10 protein-coding genes are annotated in these 17,133 nt (G+C 68.0%); 6 read left to right on the top strand and 4 right to left on the bottom strand.

Going from position 1 to position 17,133, the window contains the following annotated elements:
- Positions 1 to 137: 137 nt before the first annotated feature.
- The 4 genes from DFO63_RS08485 to DFO63_RS08470 are packed head-to-tail and all read left to right on the top strand — an operon-like array spanning position 138 to position 3,942.
- Positions 138 to 827, top strand: coding sequence for a response regulator transcription factor (locus tag DFO63_RS08485; RefSeq protein WP_014038433.1), 690 nt, complete (start codon positions 138 to 140; stop codon positions 825 to 827).
- Positions 820 to 2,211, top strand: coding sequence for a sensor histidine kinase (locus DFO63_RS08480; RefSeq protein WP_101766049.1), 1,392 nt, complete (start codon positions 820 to 822; stop codon positions 2,209 to 2,211). Before DFO63_RS08485 ends, DFO63_RS08480 begins: the two co-directional genes overlap by 8 nt.
- On the top strand, positions 2,208 to 3,263 hold the full coding sequence (locus DFO63_RS08475) for an ABC transporter substrate-binding protein (protein WP_049442903.1): 1,056 nt from the start codon (positions 2,208 to 2,210) through the stop codon (positions 3,261 to 3,263). Before DFO63_RS08480 ends, DFO63_RS08475 begins: the two co-directional genes overlap by 4 nt.
- 28 nt (positions 3,264 to 3,291) lie before the next feature.
- Positions 3,292 to 3,942, top strand: a complete 651-nt coding sequence (locus tag DFO63_RS08470; protein WP_049442935.1) for a response regulator transcription factor — start codon at positions 3,292 to 3,294, stop codon at positions 3,940 to 3,942.
- Positions 3,943 to 4,501: 559 nt separating this feature from the next.
- On the opposite strand, the gene DFO63_RS08465 is transcribed toward DFO63_RS08470, so the two are convergent.
- Both DFO63_RS08465 and DFO63_RS08460 read right to left on the bottom strand, forming a co-directional pair.
- Positions 4,502 to 7,144 (bottom strand): PAS-domain containing protein, encoded by a 2,643-nt coding sequence (locus tag DFO63_RS08465; protein ID WP_119006763.1) that lies wholly within the window; start codon positions 7,142 to 7,144, stop codon positions 4,502 to 4,504.
- Positions 7,145 to 7,210: 66 nt separating this feature from the next.
- A complete protein-coding gene (locus DFO63_RS08460; RefSeq protein ID WP_049442905.1) occupies positions 7,211 to 8,380 on the bottom strand; it encodes a porin in 1,170 nt (389 codons plus the stop codon).
- A gap of 332 nt (positions 8,381 to 8,712) precedes the next feature.
- Here DFO63_RS08460 and DFO63_RS08455 point away from each other — a divergent pair, with 332 nt between their 5' ends.
- Both DFO63_RS08455 and DFO63_RS08450 read left to right on the top strand, forming a co-directional pair.
- The gene (locus DFO63_RS08455) at positions 8,713 to 10,056 is read left to right on the top strand and encodes a dicarboxylate/amino acid:cation symporter (protein WP_014038427.1); all 1,344 of its coding nucleotides are present in this window, start codon (positions 8,713 to 8,715) and stop codon (positions 10,054 to 10,056) included.
- Positions 10,057 to 10,286: 230 nt separating this feature from the next.
- Positions 10,287 to 12,578 carry an NADP-dependent malic enzyme gene (locus DFO63_RS08450; protein ID WP_087923578.1) on the top strand — a complete coding sequence of 764 codons (2,292 nt, stop codon included), beginning with the start codon at positions 10,287 to 10,289 and terminating at the stop codon, positions 12,576 to 12,578.
- A 425-nt stretch (positions 12,579 to 13,003) separates the two neighbouring features.
- On the opposite strand, the gene DFO63_RS08445 is transcribed toward DFO63_RS08450, so the two are convergent.
- Together DFO63_RS08445 and DFO63_RS08440 are read right to left on the bottom strand one after the other, a co-directional pair.
- Positions 13,004 to 13,747, bottom strand: coding sequence for a basic secretory protein-like protein (locus DFO63_RS08445; protein ID WP_049442907.1), 744 nt, complete (start codon positions 13,745 to 13,747; stop codon positions 13,004 to 13,006).
- A complete protein-coding gene (locus DFO63_RS08440) occupies positions 13,744 to 17,088 on the bottom strand; it encodes a GH92 family glycosyl hydrolase (protein WP_119006762.1) in 3,345 nt (1,114 codons plus the stop codon). The genes DFO63_RS08445 and DFO63_RS08440 overlap by 4 nt, the downstream gene beginning before the upstream one ends.
- Positions 17,089 to 17,133 lie beyond the last annotated feature (45 nt).

The following is a 17,133-nucleotide window of genomic DNA, read 5'->3' as shown; positions in this document are numbered from 1 at the left end:
GTCGGGCAAGCTGTCATCGTCCTGTCAACGGTTTGTGCGGTGCAGCGTAAAACCGGCCGCTGCGCTCACTGGGCCACGCCCGGCAAGTGCAGCGGCGGCATGCGGTAGCATTCGTTTCCCCTCCCACCCATGTGCCCATGCGCCTGCTGCTGGTCGAAGACAACCCGGATCTGGCCGATGCGATCATCCGCCGCATGCGCCGCAGCGGGCATGCCGTGGACTGGCAGGCCGATGGCCTGGCCGCCGCCAGCGTGCTGCGCTACCAGAGCTTCGACCTGGTGGTGCTGGATATCGGCCTGCCCAAGCTCGATGGCCTGCGTGTGCTGGCCGGCATGCGCGAGCGCGGCGACAGCACGCCCGTGCTGATGCTGACCGCGCGCGATGGCATCGAAGATCGCGTGCAGGCGCTGGACGTCGGCGCCGACGACTACCTGGGCAAGCCGTTCGATTTCCGCGAGTTCGAAGCGCGCTGCCGCGTGCTGCTGCGGCGTGCGCGCGGCCAGGCCAGCGAAGTGGTGCAGATCGGCGGCTTCCAGTTCGACAATGCTGCGCACCGGGTCAGCCTCGACGGCGAACCGATCGAACTGCCCAACCGCGAATACCGCCTGCTGGAGATCCTGGTCGGCCGCCTTGGCCAGGTGGTCGGCAAGGACGAGATCGGCAACGGCCTGTTCGGCTTCGATGACGAAGCGGGCCCGAATGCCATCGAGTTGTACGTTGGCCGCCTGAGAAAGAAGCTGGCCGGCGCACCGCTGCGTATCACTACGGTGCGTGGCGTGGGCTATCTGCTGGAAGCCAGCGACGCCAGTGCCGACGCCGATGGCTGACATGCGCGCTGCAACGGCCGCGCCAGGTTCGCTGCGGCGCACGCTGCTGCTCTACCTCGGCGTGTTGCTGGCGGTGTTCGCAGTGGCCCTGCTGTTTGCCGCGCGCGATTATGGCCAGCGCGCCGCCAACCGATCCTACGATCACCTGCTGGTGTCCTCGGCGCTGTCCATTGCCGATTCGGTGGCCCTGGTCGATGGCCAGTGGCAGGTCGATCTGCCGTATGCGGCGCTGGACCTGCTGGCGATGGCGCCGGAAGACCGCGTGTTCTACCGGGTGGCCGACAACCGCGGCAACCTGATCACCGGCTACGGCGATCTGCCGGCACCGCCGCGCCGGCCCGGCACGCAGCCGCAGTTGTTTGACGCCCCCTACAGCGGTGAGACCGTGCGCTTCGTGGTGGTCGGCCGCAGCTTCGCCGCTGCCTCGGCGCAGGGCGAGGTACAGGTGCAGGTGGGCCAGACCCGGCGCGCGCGGGAAGCCGTCGCGCAGGACATGGTCAATCGCGCGCTGTTGGCGATCGGCGTGTTGTCCGGCCTGCTGTTGGCGCTGGTGGCCTTCGGCGTGCATCGCGCATTCCGTCCGCTGGTGCGGGTGGAACGCGAGCTGTCGCGACGGGAGCCTTCCGACCTGAAGCCGCTGGATGCCCGCGTGCCGCGTGAGATGGACCAGATGGTGGCCGCGTTGAACCGCTTCATGGAGCGCCTGTCCAGCAGCAACGAGACACTGCGCGCGTTCATGGCCGAGGCCGCACACCAGATGCGTACGCCACTGGCGGCATTGCGTGCACAGGCGCAGTTGGCGCTGGACGACGACGATCCTGAGGACATGCGGCGCAGCCTGCAGGCGATCGAGCGCAACGCCACCCACATGAGCCGGCTGCTCAACCAGCTGCTCAGCGATGCCAGCGTGATCCATCGTTCGCACCTGCAGCGCTTTGCTGCAGTGGACCTGGCCGAGACCGTGCACCAGGCCCTGCATGAAGCGCTGCCGCAGGCCGCCCCTGCGCCGCGTGTGCAACTGGCGATGACCGCCGAACCCGTACAGGTGCACGGCGATGCACTGCTGCTGCGCGAGGCGATCAAGAACCTGGTCGACAACGCATTGAAGTATGGCGGCGAGGGCCCGTTGCAGATCGCGCTGACCGTGGAAGGCGGGCAGGCCGTGCTGACCATCGCCGACCATGGCGCAGGCATCGCGGCCGCCGATGCCGAACGCGTGTTCGAACGCTTCGCGCGTGGCGAAGGCGCGCCGTCCGGCGGTGCCGGGCTAGGCCTGGCCATCGTCAAGCGCGTGGTCGACAGCCATGGCGGCCGCATCGACCTCAGCAACCGCCCGCAGGGCGGGCTGATCGCCACCATCCGCCTGCCCCGGAGCAGTTCATGATCCGCCTGTTCGCCACGGCCGTTGCCCTGCTGCTGGCCCTGCCGGTGCTGGCCGCACCGGGCGATGTGCGCCGTTTCCCTGCGCAGGGAGCCGCCACCGCGCAGCTGCGCATCCACGGCACCACCGACATCGAAGTGTTCGCGGTGGTCATCGCCGACTACCAGCGCCTGCACCCGGGCACCGAGGTGGTGTACGAGGACATCATCACCCAGGACCTGTACGCGCGGTACCTGCATGATCGTGCCGGGCAGGCATCGCCGGACCTGCTGATCTCCAGCGGCATGGACCTGCAGACCAAGCTGGTCAACGATGGCCACGCGCTGCCACATCGCTCGGCGCAGACCGCTGCGCTGCCGGCCTGGGCACAGTGGCGCAACGAGGCGTTCGGCATCAGCTACGAGCCGGTGGTGATGGTCTACAACACCCGTGCACTGCCGTCGGCGAAGGTGCCGCACACGCGCCGCCAGCTGCTGGACCGGCTGCGCGCCGAGGGCGCACCGCTGCGCGGGAAGGTCGGCACCTATGACATCGAGCGCAGCAGTGTCGGCTACCTGCTGGCGACCCAGGATGCGCAGCGTGGCAGCATCGCCGGCGCGTTGCTGGGTGCGCTCGGCGACAACGACGTGGTCCGCGAGGAGCGCACCGGCGTACTGCTGGACAAGGTGGCCAGCGGCCAGCTGTCGCTGGTCTACAACGTGCTCGGCTCCTATGCGCAGGCACGCGTCGATGCCGGCGCGCCGCTGGCCATCGTCGAGCCCGAGGACTACACGCTGGTGGTGCTGCGCACCGCGGTGATTCCGCGTACCGGCCCACACCCGGAAGAAGCCCGGCGCTTCCTCGATTACCTGCTGTCACCGCGTGGCCAGCAGGTGCTGTCGCGCGAGGCGCGGCTGATGCCGATCGTGACCGGCAACGCACGTGGCGACGATGCGCCCGGCCGCAGCCGTCGTCCGATCCAGCTCGGCCCGGGCCTGCTGGTGTACCTGGATGCGCTCAAGCGCCGCCAGTTCCTTGATGCCTGGCGCAGCAGCGTGGAGCCGGCAGGGCGCTGACGCGGCGGCCTGCCCGTACAATGGCGGCATGAGCGAATACACCATCCTGATCGCCGATGACCACCCGCTGCTGCGTTCGGCGGTGGTGCAGTCATTGCGACAGAGCCTGCCGCTGGCGCAGGTACGCGAGGTCGCCAGCGCTGAGGCATTGGCTGAGGCGCTCGACGCGCAGCCGGATGTGGACCTGGTGCTGCTCGACCTGACCATGCCCGGTGCACATGGTTTTTCCGCGCTGCTGCACGTGCGTGGCTCGCATCCGGACATTCCGGTGGTGATCCTCTCGTCCAATGACCATCCGCGGGTGATCCGCCGCGCGCAGCAGTTCGGCGCGGCCGGTTTCATCCCGAAGTCTGCCCCGGCGGAGACCATCGGCGAGGCCGTGCAGACGGTGCTGGATGGTGGCCTGTGGTTCCCGGCGATGGCCGCCGAACGCTCGGAGGCCGACGCACTGCTGGCCAGCCGCCTAGCCCAGCTGACCCCGCAGCAGTTCCGCGTGCTGCTGTGCCTGGCCGATGGCCTGCTCAACAAGCAGATCGCCTACACGCTGGGGCTGGCCGAGAACACGGTGAAGGTGCACGTCACCGCGATCCTGAAGAAGCTCGAGTGCCATAGCCGAACGCAGGCGGCAGTGCTGGTGAAGGCGCTGGAGCCCGAGGGCGACGCCGGCATCGGGTTGTAGTTTCCAGCCAACGGCGAAGCCCCTCGTGGGTGGACACGTAGAGTAGTTCATGAGTGAGGCCGGGCAGGTGGACTGCGCAGGGGCCGCTGCAAGTACGTCCATGTAAGCTCGGTCGCCGCATCCATGCGGCTCACGCCCCTGCGCAGCCCACCTGCCCGGCCACGGACAGGTTCCGTGCGCATCCATCCACGGAAGAGAAAGGAAGATCAAAAGCAAAGGCAGCCTGGCAGGCTGCCTTTTGTAGAGCCGAGCCCACGCTCGGCTGCTTTGCGGCCGGTCCGCGAAGCCGAGCATGGGCTCGGCTTTACACGAGCAAGCGCAGCGCGCGATCCGCTTTTGATCTTCTTTTTCTTCTCCGTGGGTGGCAGGCCACCGAAATCTGTCAGAGGCCGGTCGGGTTGGGTTCGCGGGGGTGTCAGCCGCATGGATGCGGCTGCCAAGCCTCCAGGGATGGATTCACGGCGTCCCCCGCGCACCCAACCCGACCGGCCCACCCACGGCTTTTGCTTTTCACGAGCAACCAGACACCACCCACGAGGGGCTGTGCCGTTGGCTGGAATCACCCGCGATGCCGGACCAGCAACTGACTCATCAGCGCCCGCAGCGCCGGCGGCTTCACTGGCTTGGCCATCATTCCCCAGCCACGCTCGGCGGCCATCTCACGCAATCCCGCATCGCGTTCGGCGGTGACCAGCACCACTGGCGGGCGTGCCTGCCACAGCTCCGCCAACGTCTCGTACAGCACCGGGCCGTGGTGATCGCCCATGCGCACATCCAGCAGCACCAGCTCCGGCACGGTCGTGGTACTGGCCAGCTGCAGCGCGGCCTGCGGGCCATCGGCCAGCATCACCTCGCAGCCCCAGCGCTCCAGCAACGCGCGGCTGGCTGCGCAGACGTGGGGATCGTCGTCGATCACCCACACCCGGCGCCCGCGCAGCGGATTGTCCGCGGCCGGTTCCTGCACCAGTACCGGCGCGGGTGCAGAAGCGGGAATCGCGCTGGCTTCACCGAATGGCACGCCTACGGCGAACACGCTGCCGTGGCCCAGCTGCGAGCGCAGCCGGATCGGATGTCCCAGCAGGCGGCCGATGCGGTCGACAATGGCCAGGCCAAGGCCGGCGCCGCGCTGCTGCCCGTCGTGCAGGCGGCGGAACTCCTCGAAGATCTCGCTCTGCAACGCGTCGGGAATGCCGGGACCCTGATCGTGCACTTCGATCCACAGCATGCCTTCGCGGCGACGGCAGCCGAGCAGCACGCGGCCGCGTTCGCTGTAGCGCAGTGCATTGGACAGGAAATTCTGCAGGATGCGCCGCAGCAGTGCTTCGTCGCTGACCACCACCGCATCGGTATCGATCCAGTCGACCACCAAGCCGCGTGAGTGCGCGGCGATACCGAACTCGCGCGCCAGCGTCTGCAGCAAAGGTCCGAGCCGGAACGCCTGCACACGGGTCGGCAGGCTGCCCGATTCCAGCCGCGCAATGTCGAGCAGGCTGTTGAGAATCGCGTCCTGCGCGGCCAATGCAGCGTCGATGTGATCGCTGGTCTGCTGCTGCGCAGGGTCGCTCAGCTTGCCGCGCAGCACCGAGACGAACATGCGCGCCGCATTGAGCGGTTGCAGCAGGTCGTGCACCGCCGAGGCCACGAAGCGGGTCTTGTAGCGGTTGGCCTGTTCGGCTTCGCGGCGTGCTTCGTCCAGATCGTGGGTGCGTTCGGCAATACGGTGTTCCAGTGCATCGGCCAGCGAGCGCAGTTCGCGCGCAGCGTTCTTGTAGCTGGTGATGTCGGCGTAGCTGGTGACGAAGCCGCCATCGGGCAGGGGATTGCCGCGGATCTCCAGCACCGTGCCGTCGTCCTTCTCGCTTTCGCGCATGTGCGGGCGGCCGCTGCGCAGGTGGTTCAGGCGGCGCTCGATGGCCTCGTCCACCGGGCCGGGACCGAGCAGGCCACGGCGTGCATTGAAGCGGAACAGGTCTTCGATCGGCCGGCCCACGCGTACCAGGTCCAACGGGAAGCGGAACAGTTCCAGATAGCGCGAATTCCACGCGACCAGGCGCAGTTCGCGGTCGATCACCACCACGCCCTGGGGCAGGTGTTCGAGGCTGCGGCTGAGGCCGCTGTCGGCATCGGTGGCGGCCTGCAGCAGGCCATCCTGCGCGGTGCGCAGTTCCTGTGCATGCTGCTTGAGCAGGGTTTCCAGCTCGCGGCGGCTGCGCAGGCGATGCTTGGCCAGGCGCCGGCGCTGCTGCACGAACAGCACCAGGAAGCCCAGCGCCAGCCATGCGGCGCCACCGGTGAGTGCCGCGGCGCGGCCGGCAGCGGTGGCGGCACTGGCGTCGTGCAGCAGGTGCAGGTTCCAGCCTTCGGCGGGCAGCGGCAGGCTTTGCCACAGCATTGGCTGCGGAAGCGCTGGATCCAGCAGGCGCACCATGCGGCCGCCGTCGGCCAGCACGTCTTCGGTGCGTGCGCGCAGCGGCTGCAATGTGCGGTCGGCGTACTGGCGGGCGTCCAGCATCTCGCGGCGTTCATCGGCGCCCAGCGGGCGCAGCAGCCGGTAACGCCAGCTGTCACGGTTGGCCAGGAACACCACGTCGTGGTCGTCGCTGGCCAGCACCACGTCGGGGCTGCTCAACCATTCCTGTTCCAGCGCGGACAGCTCGACCTTGATCACCACCACGCCCAGCCGCTTGCCGTCTTCTTCGATGGCCTGCGAAAGGTAATAGCCGGGCACGCCGGTGGTCATGCCGATGCCGTAGAAGCGGCCACGGCCCTTCGCCAGCGCCTGGCGATAGTAGGGGCGGTAGCTGTAGTTCTCGCCGACATTGGTGGTCGGCTGGTCCCAGTTGCTGGCCGCCACCGCCACGCCGTCATGGCCGACCAGGGTCAGCGTCGAAGCACGGGTGACTTCATTGGCGCGTTGCAGCTTGAGGTTCAGCCGCTGCCGTTCGGTGGGCGAGGGCGGCACGCGCAGTGCGTGCAGAAGATCCGGGTCCAGCGCCAGCACCTGCGGCAAGGTGCCGAAGCGGTCGATGCGCTGCTGCAGGCCCTGGCCGTACAACTGCAGCTGGCGCTGCACCTGGCTGCTTTCCTCGCCGAGCGCGCGCCGCCAGGCGTAGTGGCCAGCGGCGACCGCGCACAGCACGGTGCCACCGACCATCACCAGGATCGTCAGCAACAGCATCCGATGGCGGCTGAGCCAGTACATGGCGGCAGTCTACGCAGGGCCGGCGGGCGTGGCGTGCACGCCCGCCGGGGTCTGACGTGGAAGGGGTCAGAAGTGCATCTGCGCGCGCAGTTCGAAGATCTCCGGCGTGCTGTGCACACCACGACGGCTGGCGTCGACCTTCACGTAGTTGGCCTGGAACTTGAAGTGGCTGGTCAGGTACCAGTTCGCACCCAGGGTGAGGTCATGCTGGCGGCCACCGAGGATGTCGCCGTCATCGAGATCCAGGCGGCTGTAGCGTGCCACCAGTTCGACCGCGCCGTAGTTGTGCGCCGGTTTGATGTTGGCCACCGCGCCGGCGTTGTACGGGCGCGATTCGCCGGTCAGCACCCAGCTGGCCATCGCGTACTGGCCACTGCCGGTGTAGTCGGGCTTGCCGTCATGACGGGTGACCGTGGCGCGCAGCGCTTCGGCCTGCACCGAGAACGGGCCGCGGATCCAGATGCCTTCCAGGCCGGTGCGGCGGATCTGGTCGGCGGTGACCAGCGCACCGGAATCGACGTAGCGGATGTCGGTCAGGCCGGCTTCCGGGCGCGCGCGCAGGCGGGCGCTGGCCTCGTGGTGCACGTCGCGGCCATCGCTGTAGCCACGCGGGTTTTCCTGCGAGTAGGCCAGGCCCAGGTGGATCACATCACCCGGTGCCTTCACCGGCGTCCACACCGCACGCACGGCCTGGGTGGTGCCGGGGTTGTCGCCCTGCAGGTCCTTGCCGCCATAGGCGCCGGCCTGCAGCAGGTACTGCGGGCGCTCCAGCACCCACTCCACACCGGTGCGGCGGCCTTCGTAGAAGGCCTGCACCGGCAGCGAGGTTTCCAGGAAGCTGCCGGCACGCGAAGAGGTGTTCGCATCCAGGCCGACCGGGGTCTTCATGTAGCCGAAGCGGAAGCGGCCGACGTCACGGCCGAAGAAGGCCTTGCTCTCGAAGCGCACGAACACGTCCAGCCAGGTATCGGCCTGGAAGTCGTAGTAGACCATCGCATCGTAGACGCCCTTCTTTTTCAGCGTCGCGCCGAATTCCTTGCGGCGCACGGCATCGTCGTCCTCAAGGCCACTGGCCGAGGAGAAGTCGTTGTAGTCGTAGGCGATGTTGGCGGTGGCCGCCAGCTCGGTGCCATCACCGAAGGTGTACTTGGTCGGCCAGTTGTCGAAATCGGCGGCCGAGGCGAAGGCGGGAAGGGCGGCCAGCGACAGGGCCAGCAAGGTGGGATTCGGGCGCATGTTGGGTGCGGCTCTCTCAGATTGCGTGTGGACAGGACATCAACGGCCGCGAGGGCCGGAACTTTCGCAAAGACTCGCCCAGCCGTTCAGCCCGGGCCACCAGCCTCCCCGGTATCGGGCGGTGCGGCGCCAGTGTAGGCACCTGTGCCACCTGAACCGGGGGGCTAGTACCAATAGGTTATCTGCGCCGGCGTGCCTGGCGCGTACAAAGGCGTCCATTGGTCGCACCCCCTGTGCGTGCTGCACAGGGCCTGCGATCAGTTTCCACGGTAACGGTTCCCGTGCAGTCCCGGGGCCGTACGTGCCTGAAAACGCCCCTTCCGGAGTCCGCCATGCACATCCCGACCGCAGCACCGGTGCCTGCAAAGCCGTTGCCGATCTATCGCCAGCTGTACTTCCAGGTGATCGTGGCGATCGTCCTGGGCGCCATCCTCGGCCACTACGAGCCGCTGATCGGCGAGAAGATGAAGCCGCTCGGCGATGCCTTCATCAACCTGGTGAAGATGATCATCGCGCCGGTGATCTTCCTGACCATCGTCACCGGCATCGCCAGCATGACCCACCTGCGCACGGTGGGCCGGGTGTTCGCCAAGGCGATGGCGTACTTCCTGTTCTTCTCCACGCTGGCGCTGATCGTCGGCATGATCGTGGCGCACGTGGTGCAGCCCGGCGCCGGCATGAACATCAACCCGGCCGAGCTGGACCAGACCGCGGTGCACAGCTACGTCGAGAAGTCGCACGACCTGACCCTGGTCGGCTTCCTGATGGACATCATCCCGAAGACGCTGCTCAGCGCCTTCGTCGATGGCAACATCCTGCAGGTGCTGTTCGTGGCCGTGCTGTTCGGCATCGCGCTGGCGATGGTGGGCGAGAAGGGCAAGCCGGTGCTGAACTTCCTGGAGGCGCTGGTCGCCCCGGTGTTCAAGCTGGTGCACATCCTGATGAAGGCCGCCCCGATCGGTGCCTTCGGTGCGATCGCCTTCACCATCGGCAAGTACGGCGTCGGTTCGCTGATCAACCTGGCCTGGCTGGTGGGCTCGTTCTACCTCACCGCGTTCCTGTTCGTCGCGGTGATCCTGGGCCTGGTCTGCCGCCTGTGCGGTTTCTCGGTGTTCAAGCTGGCGCGCTACCTGAAGGCCGAACTGCTGCTGGTGCTCGGCACCTCCTCGTCGGAGTCGGCGCTGCCGTCGCTGATGGAGAAGATGGAACGCGCCGGCTGCAGCAAGTCGGTGGTGGGCCTGGTGGTCCCGACCGGCTACTCGTTCAACCTGGACGGCACCAACATCTACATGACCCTGGCGGCGCTGTTCATCGCCCAGGCCACCAACACCGAACTGACCCTGGGCCACCAGATCGCCCTGCTGCTGGTCGCCATGCTCAGCTCCAAGGGCGCGGCCGGCGTCACCGGTGCCGGCTTCATCACCCTGGCCGCCACCCTGGCCGTGGTGCCGGAAGTGCCGGTGGCCGGCATGGCGCTGATCCTGGGCGTGGACCGCTTCATGAGCGAGTGCCGCTCGCTGACCAACTTCATCGGCAATGCCGTGGCCACCGTGGTGGTCTCGCGCTGGGAAGGCGCGCTGGACCGCAACCGCCTGAAGCTGGCGCTGGATGGCCGCGAAAGCGAACTGCCGCCGCCGGTCGATGCGCTGCCCGAGGCACTGCCGGCCAAGGGCTGATCCAGGTGTGTGGTACCGCGGGGCCGGTCACGACAGTGGTACGGCCCCGCGGCGTTTCAGGGCGTCCCATGGCTGTCATGGGCAGCGCCGAAGCTGGTGTCGCGGTACCGTCGCATACGGCACGGAATTGTGCGGTCGCAGCATGCCTGCGACAGGATAGCGACAGGTCCAGACGCTCCAACGGGGGTATCATCCCCTGTCCCTTCTGCCCATTCATGTAACCCACATCGATGTCCAACGAAGATTTCAAACAGGCCGCCCTCGATTACCACCGGATGTCCCCGCCGGGAAAGATCAAGGTTTCCGCTACCAAGCCCATGCTGACCCAGCGCGACCTGTCGCTGGCGTATTCGCCGGGCGTGGCGTACGCCTGTGAAGCGATCAAGGCCGACCCGCAGCAGGCCAGCGAGCTGACCGCCCGCGGCAACCTGGTGGCGGTGATCTCCAACGGCACCGCGGTGCTGGGCCTGGGCAACATCGGCGCGCTGGCCGGCAAGCCGGTGATGGAAGGCAAGGGCGTGCTGTTCCAGAAGTTCGCCGGCATCGATGTGTTCGACATCGAAGTCGATGAGACCGACCCGGACAAGCTGGTCGACATCATCGCCTCGCTGGAGCCGACCTTCGGCGGCATCAACCTTGAAGACATCAAGGCGCCGGAATGCTTCGTGGTCGAGCGCAAGCTGCGCGAGCGCATGAAGATCCCGGTGTTCCATGACGACCAGCACGGCACGGCGATCATCGTCGGCGCGGCGGTGCTCAACGCCATGGCGATCACCGGCAAGAAGATCGAGGAAGTGAAGCTGGCGACCACGGGCATGGGCGCGGCCGGCATTTCCTGCGTGAACATGCTGGTGCAGCTGGGCCTGAAGCCGGAGAACATCCTGGCCTTCGACCGCGAGGGCGTGATCCACACCGGTCGTACCGACCTGGACCCGGAAAAGCAGCGCTATGCGCGCGACACCGACAAGCGCACCCTGGCCGAGATCGTCGACGGCGCGGACATCTTCCTGGGCCTGTCGGCGCCGGGCATCCTGACTGCCGACATGGTCAAGACCATGGCGCCGGATCCGGTGATCTTCGCGCTGGCCAACCCGACCCCGGAAATCATGCCGGAACTGGCGCGCGCCGCGCGTCCGGACGCGATCATCGGCACCGGCCGTTCGGACTACCCGAACCAGGTCAACAACGTGCTGTGCTTCCCGTACCTGTTCCGTGGTGCGCTGGACGTGGGCGCCACCGCGATCAACGAGGAAATGAAGATCGCCTGCGTGCGTGCCATCGCTGCACTGGCCCGCCGCGCCGCCACCGACATGGGCTCGGCCTACGGCGGCGACACCCCGAGCTTCGGCCGTGAATACCTGATCCCGCGTCCGTTCGACCGCCGCCTGCTGGTGGAGCTGTCGGCCGCCGTGGCCCAGGCCGCGATGGACTCGGGCGTGGCCTCGCGCCCGATCGAGGACATGGGCGCCTACCGCGACAAGCTGGCCCAGTTCGTCTACCGCACCAGCCTGATGATGAAGCCGGTCTACGACCGCGCGCGCAGCGACAAGCAGCGCGTGGTGTACGCCGAAGGCGAAGAGGAAGTGGTGCTGCAGGCGGTGCAGAACGTGGTCGATGACGGCCTGGCGCACCCGATCCTGATCGGCCGCCCGGAAGTGATCGAATCGCGCATCGAGCGCCTCGGCCTGCGCCTGAAGATCGGCGAGAACGTTGAAGTCACCAACATCAACGACGACCCGCGCTTCAACGAGTACTGGCAGTACTACCACGGCCTGACCGGCCGTCGTGGCGTGACCGTGGCCGCGGCGAAGAACCTGATGCGTTCGCGCCCGACCCTGATCGCGGCGGTGATGGTGGCGCGTGGCGAAGCCGATGCGATGCTGACCGGCATCGTCGGCCGCTTCCACAAGAAGCTGGGCTACGTGCGCAGCGTGCTGCCGCTGGAGCCGAAGGTCACCTCGACCTCGGCGATGACCGGCGTGATCAACCAGCAGGGCGTGTTCTTCTTCGTCGATACCCACGTGCAGGAAGACCCGACCGCCGAGCAGCTGTGCGAAGCAACCCTGCAGGCGGCCTACCGCATGAAGCTGTTCGGCATCGAGCCCAAGGTCGCGCTGCTGTCGCACTCCAACTTCGGCAGCCATGATTCGAAGGACGCGCTGAAGATGCGCCAGGTGCGCGAGCTGCTGCTCAAGCGCAACCCGCGTCTGAACGTGGATGGCGAAATGCAGGGCGACACCGCGTGGGATGAAGCGCTGCGCCAGAAGCTGCTGCCGGGCTCGACCCTGCAGGGCCGCGCCAACCTGTTCGTGCTGCCGAACCTGGAAGCGGCCAACATCGCCTACAACCTGGTGCGCGTGTTCACCGACGGCGTGGCGATCGGCCCGATCCTGATGGGCGTGAACAAGCCGGTGCACATCCTGACCACCAGCGCGACCTCGCGCCGGATCCTGAACATGACCGCGATCGCCGCGGTCGATGCGCAGATCCGCAAGCAGCTGGAAGCGGAAAAGAAGGCGTAAGCCTTCTTTCCGATTCCAGCTGCAGAAGCGCGCCCTCCGGGGCGCGTTTCTGTTTCCGCGCAGCGGAAACGGGTAGTGCCGGCCGCTGGCCGGCAACCCCGATGACGTCCAGGCGCACGACGGCAGCCGGCCAGCGGCCGGCTCTACCACCGGGCTGTGCCACACGCGCTACGCAGCCCGGTCATTTCTCTGCAACGCCATTGCGGCCCAATACGCCCACGCGGCCCGGCCGTGGGAAGGGACCGGACCGGCCTTCCCACCCTGGGCCCGACCACCTCCCCATCGGCGAAAGTGTCATGCGCAATCGAGTGACCCGGCGGTATTTCCAGCAGCTGTTCGCGCTCTACGCAGGTTTCGTGCAGTCGCGCTGAGGCCGCGATGCGGTAGCGCCGGGCAATGCCCGGCGAACGTGTGGTGCGTGGGTGTCAGTGCCGCTTGCCGCGGCGTGCCGGGGCCGGCGGTGGTGCGTCGGAACGCGGCTTGGCGTACTGCGCCCACAACGCCGGCAGTGCCTTGCCGGTGTGCTTCTGCCACAGCGCCGGTGCATAGCGGCCGTCGCGCAGGGCCTTGTCCAGCGCCAGCACCAGGCCCGGGTGTTCGGTGTCGGCCCACTTCAGGAACGCGCCGGTGACACGGTAGCCGCTGTCGAAGTTCTGCCCCTTCTCGACCTTGCCCGGCAGTGCCCAACCGGCCGCGGCATTGTCCATGCCGTAGCGGTCGCGTGCGTAGTCGGCGATGCCTTCCACCAGCCAACCCGGTACCCGCGCGTCGCCATAGCCCGGATAGCCCTGCACGATGTGCATGGCCTCATGGGTGACCAGGTCGATGTCATTCGGGTGCTGCGCCAGCCAACCCGGGTTGATGGTGATCGTCGCCGCCTGGTCCTTGTCGCCGACGAATGCGATCCCGGTGTAGGCCGGATCGATCACGATGCGCACCATCGACGGCGCGGCCGGGTGGAAGTCCGCACGTTCGCGCAGGTAGGCGAAGTAGAACGTATCGATCACCCGCTTGCGCTGCGGCGCGGCCAGGGCGCCACGGGCGTCCTGGTAGTTCAGCGTCACGCCGTCGCGGGTCAGCTGCGCATCAAAGGCCTGGGTCTGGCCGAAGCTGGAGAAGGAAAGGGCAACGAGGGCCAGAGGCAACAGACGGTAGCGCATAGGGCTCATTGTACGGCGCTGGGCGCCAACAGTTCGATCTCCGCCAGCGGCAGCCGGCCCGGTGCGGCCAGGCGCAGCCGGTACTCGCTGTAACGACCGGGTTTGGCGATGCGGAACGGACGGGTCTGGCGGGCGGATTCGAAGGCTTCGCCGCTGCGCTGGTCGAGCACGGCCCAGCGGCCGCTGCCGTTGCGCGCTTCCAGCGCCCACTCACCGCCCTGGATGCGGCCGTCACCGCTGGTCAGCGTGTACATCGTCGGCGTGCCGTCACTCAGGCCGGTCAGCGCGATGGTTGCACCGTCGCCCAGGCCGACGCTGGTGGCCGCGTCGTCATCGACCAGCGCCGGCAGGGCGCGGCCATCGGCCAGCGTTGCCTTCGCGCCGCTGCCGAGCAGGTCGTGCAGCAGTTGCGGGCGCTGGCCACGCGCGGTCAGCGAGCGCGGCACGTCATCCACGCCGCTGCCCCAGCGCGACGGCTGCGGCCCCATCACGAAGTCCAGCGTCGCACCCTTGGCAATCAGCGCGTGCGGCACCCAGGTCTTCGTCCAGGGCTGGCCGTTGATCTTCAGCGACTGCACGTAGACGTTCTGACGCGAGTTGTTGGCCGCGTTCACGGTCAGCACCGCGCCGCCCTGCAGTTCCACCCGTGCGTGCCGGAAGGCGGGCGAACCGATCACGTACTCCGGCGCGCCCATGCGCAGCGGATACAGGCCCAGCGAGGCCAGCACGTACCACGCCGAGGTCTCGCCGTTGTCCTCGTCGCCTGGATAACCCTGACCGATCTCGCTGCCGACGTACAGCCGCGCCAGGATCTCGCGCACATGCTGCTGGGTCTTCCACGGCTGCCCGGCGTACAGGTACATCCACGGGATGTGATGCGCCGGCTGGTTGCTGTGCGCGTACATGCCCATGCGCACGTCGCGCGCTTCGGTCATCTCGTGGATGGTGCCGCCGTAGGAGCCGGCCAGTGCCGGGTCCGCGGTTTCCGGCGTGGCGAAGAACGCATCCAGCTTCGCCGCCAGCTTGTCGCGGCCACCGTACAGTGCGGCCAGGCCTTCGCCATCGTGGGCGGCGGTGAAGGCGAAGGTCCAGCCATTGGATTCGGTGTAGTCGTGGCCCCACACGCGCGGGTCGTAGTCCTTGGCGTCCACGCGCCAATGGCCATCGGCAGTGCGGCCCTGGAAGAAGCCGGCGGCCGGATCGAACATCGTCGCGTAGCTGGCGGCGCGGTAGCGGAAGTAGTCGGCCTCGGTGCTGTAGCGCTCGCGTGCAGCCGGCGTTGCGGCGCGCCTGGCCAGCGCATCGGCCATGTTGGCGATGCCGAAGTCATTGAGTGCGCCTTCCATCGTCCACGACATGCCTTCGTGCACGTCCGCGCTGGCGTAGCCACGGAAGGTCGAACGGTCCATGCCCTTGCGGCCGACATGGCGGTCGGGCGGGACCACGGTCGCGTTCTTCAGCGCGGCGGCATAGGCCTCGGCCGGATCGAAGCCGCCGATGCCCTTCAGCCACGCATCGGCGAAGGCCACGTCCGAGCTGGTGCCGACCATCAGGTCGGCGTAACCCGGCGACGACCAGCGCGCGATCCAGCCACCGGCGCGGTACTGTTCGATGAAGCCCTGCACCATCTGCCCGGCATCGTCGGGCGTGAACAGTGCATAGGCCGGCCAGGTGGTGCGGAAGGTGTCCCAGAAGCCGTTGTTGACGAACACCCTGCCATCGCGCACGCCGGTGAAGCTGCGGCTCGCACTGCCTTCGGTGTTGTCATCGCTGGCGCTGGCCTGGTTGGCGTAGCGCCAGTCCGGTGCGGCCGCGCTGCCCGCGTTCTCGTGGCCGGAATTGGGGTACAGGTACAGCCGGTACAGGCTGGAGTACAGCGTGGTCTTCTGGTCGTCGCTGGCATCGCCGATGTCGAAGCGGGCCAGGCGCGCGTCCCATGCATCCTGCGCGCGGCCGGCCACGCTCTCCAGCGTATCGGTGGCGGCGATCTCCAGTGCCAGGTTGTGCCGCGCCTGCTCCAGCGAGATCAGCGAGGTGGCGATGCGCATCGTCACCCGCCGGTCGCTGCCGGCGTCGAACTTGATGTAGCCGGTCGGGCGCCCGGTGTCGAGACGGCCGCTGCTGCGCCAGGGCTTGTCGAAGCTGGCCACCACGTACATGCGGCTGGCGCCGTTGGACAGGCCGCTGCGCGTATCGGTGTAGCCGGACAGCGTCTGCGTGGCGGCGTCCAGGGTCAGGCCGCCACGCGCATCGACGTTGTCGAACAACAGGTTGGCGTCACCGTCCTCGGGGAAGTCGAAGCGGAACAACGCGGCATGATCGGTCGGCGCGATGGCGGCGGCGATGCCAGTGTCGAAGCGCACGTCGTAGCGGTAGGGGCGCGCGCTTTCATGGCTGCGGTCGAACGACAACGCGCGCTTGCGGCGGTCGGCGTCCGGCGCGCCACGGCTGGACGAGGGCATCACCTGGAAGGTCTGGCGGTCGCCCATCCACGGGCTGGGCTGGTGGCTCAGCGCAAGCGCCTGCAGCTGCGGACGGTTCTGCGCATCGTTCTGCTCGTTCCAGCGGTACAGCCAGTTCAGTGCGCCGGCATCGGTCACCGGGGTCCAGAAGTTGAACCCGTGCGGCACCGCCGTGGCCGGGAAATTGTTGCCGCGCGAGAAGGTGCCGTTGGCCTGGGTGCCGCGGGTGGTCAGCACCCAGTCGGAGACGCGCTGTGGCTGCTGCCTCGGCTGTGCGTCCAGGCGCACATCGTCGATCCAACCAGAGACCGGCGCGCCCTCGGCACTGGCCACCTCCAGTTCGATCGCCACCACGCGGCGACCCTTCAGCGTGGGTACGTCGCCCAGCCGCACCGCCTTGCGTGCCCACTGCTGCGGGTACAGCGTCTTCGACTCGCCCTGCGCGCGTGCGCCGATCGCCACGCCATGCTGGTCCCGCGCCGCACCGGCCGAAACGCGGCTGCCATCGTCCAGCAGCAGGTCCAGCGAGACATAGGTCGAGGCGACGGTGTCCTTGCCGACGATCTCCGGCAGCACGAGCCAGGACAGGGTGGTATCGGCCTCGATGGGCAGGTCGGCCTTGAACAGTTCGCGCCGCGCGCTGCCGCCCTCGCTGCTGTAGTGCAGTGCATGCAGGCCGCTGTAGCCGGCGTTGCGCTTGGCGGTGTAGGGGGCGGCCGGTCCATTGCCGATCGTGACCTGAAGTGCACCCGCGGCCTGCGTCGGGGCAGGTTCGCCCGGTTCGAACGAGGTCTGCAGCCCCTGTGCCAGCACCGGCATCGCAGTGGTCGCACAGGCCAGGGCCAGGGCGAGTGGAAGCAGGGCGCGGCGCGGATCGGACAGGGTCATGCAAGGGTCTCCCGGAAGGGCTGGCGGCGGGCAGAACCCGCATCG

This window comes from Stenotrophomonas sp. AG209 (genome assembly GCF_003550055.1).
In the GTDB taxonomy this organism is placed as follows: domain Bacteria; phylum Pseudomonadota; class Gammaproteobacteria; order Xanthomonadales; family Xanthomonadaceae; genus Stenotrophomonas.
This window is presented reverse-complemented; position numbering and strand designations above follow the sequence as displayed.

Coding starts and splice junctions, on each gene's coding strand:
- DFO63_RS08460 (WP_049442905.1), bottom strand. CDS start 8,380: ATGCGCCCGAATCCCACCTTGCTGGCCCTGTCGCTGGCCGCCCTTCCC.
- DFO63_RS08440 (WP_119006762.1), bottom strand. CDS start 17,088: ATGACCCTGTCCGATCCGCGCCGCGCCCTGCTTCCACTCGCCCTGGCC.
- DFO63_RS08455 (WP_014038427.1), top strand. CDS start 8,713: ATGCACATCCCGACCGCAGCACCGGTGCCTGCAAAGCCGTTGCCGATC.
- DFO63_RS08485 (WP_014038433.1), top strand. CDS start 138: ATGCGCCTGCTGCTGGTCGAAGACAACCCGGATCTGGCCGATGCGATC.
- DFO63_RS08470 (WP_049442935.1), top strand. CDS start 3,292: ATGAGCGAATACACCATCCTGATCGCCGATGACCACCCGCTGCTGCGT.
- DFO63_RS08475 (WP_049442903.1), top strand. CDS start 2,208: ATGATCCGCCTGTTCGCCACGGCCGTTGCCCTGCTGCTGGCCCTGCCG.
- DFO63_RS08445 (WP_049442907.1), bottom strand. CDS start 13,747: ATGAGCCCTATGCGCTACCGTCTGTTGCCTCTGGCCCTCGTTGCCCTT.
- DFO63_RS08465 (WP_119006763.1), bottom strand. CDS start 7,144: ATGTACTGGCTCAGCCGCCATCGGATGCTGTTGCTGACGATCCTGGTG.
- DFO63_RS08450 (WP_087923578.1), top strand. CDS start 10,287: ATGTCCAACGAAGATTTCAAACAGGCCGCCCTCGATTACCACCGGATG.
- DFO63_RS08480 (WP_101766049.1), top strand. CDS start 820: ATGGCTGACATGCGCGCTGCAACGGCCGCGCCAGGTTCGCTGCGGCGC.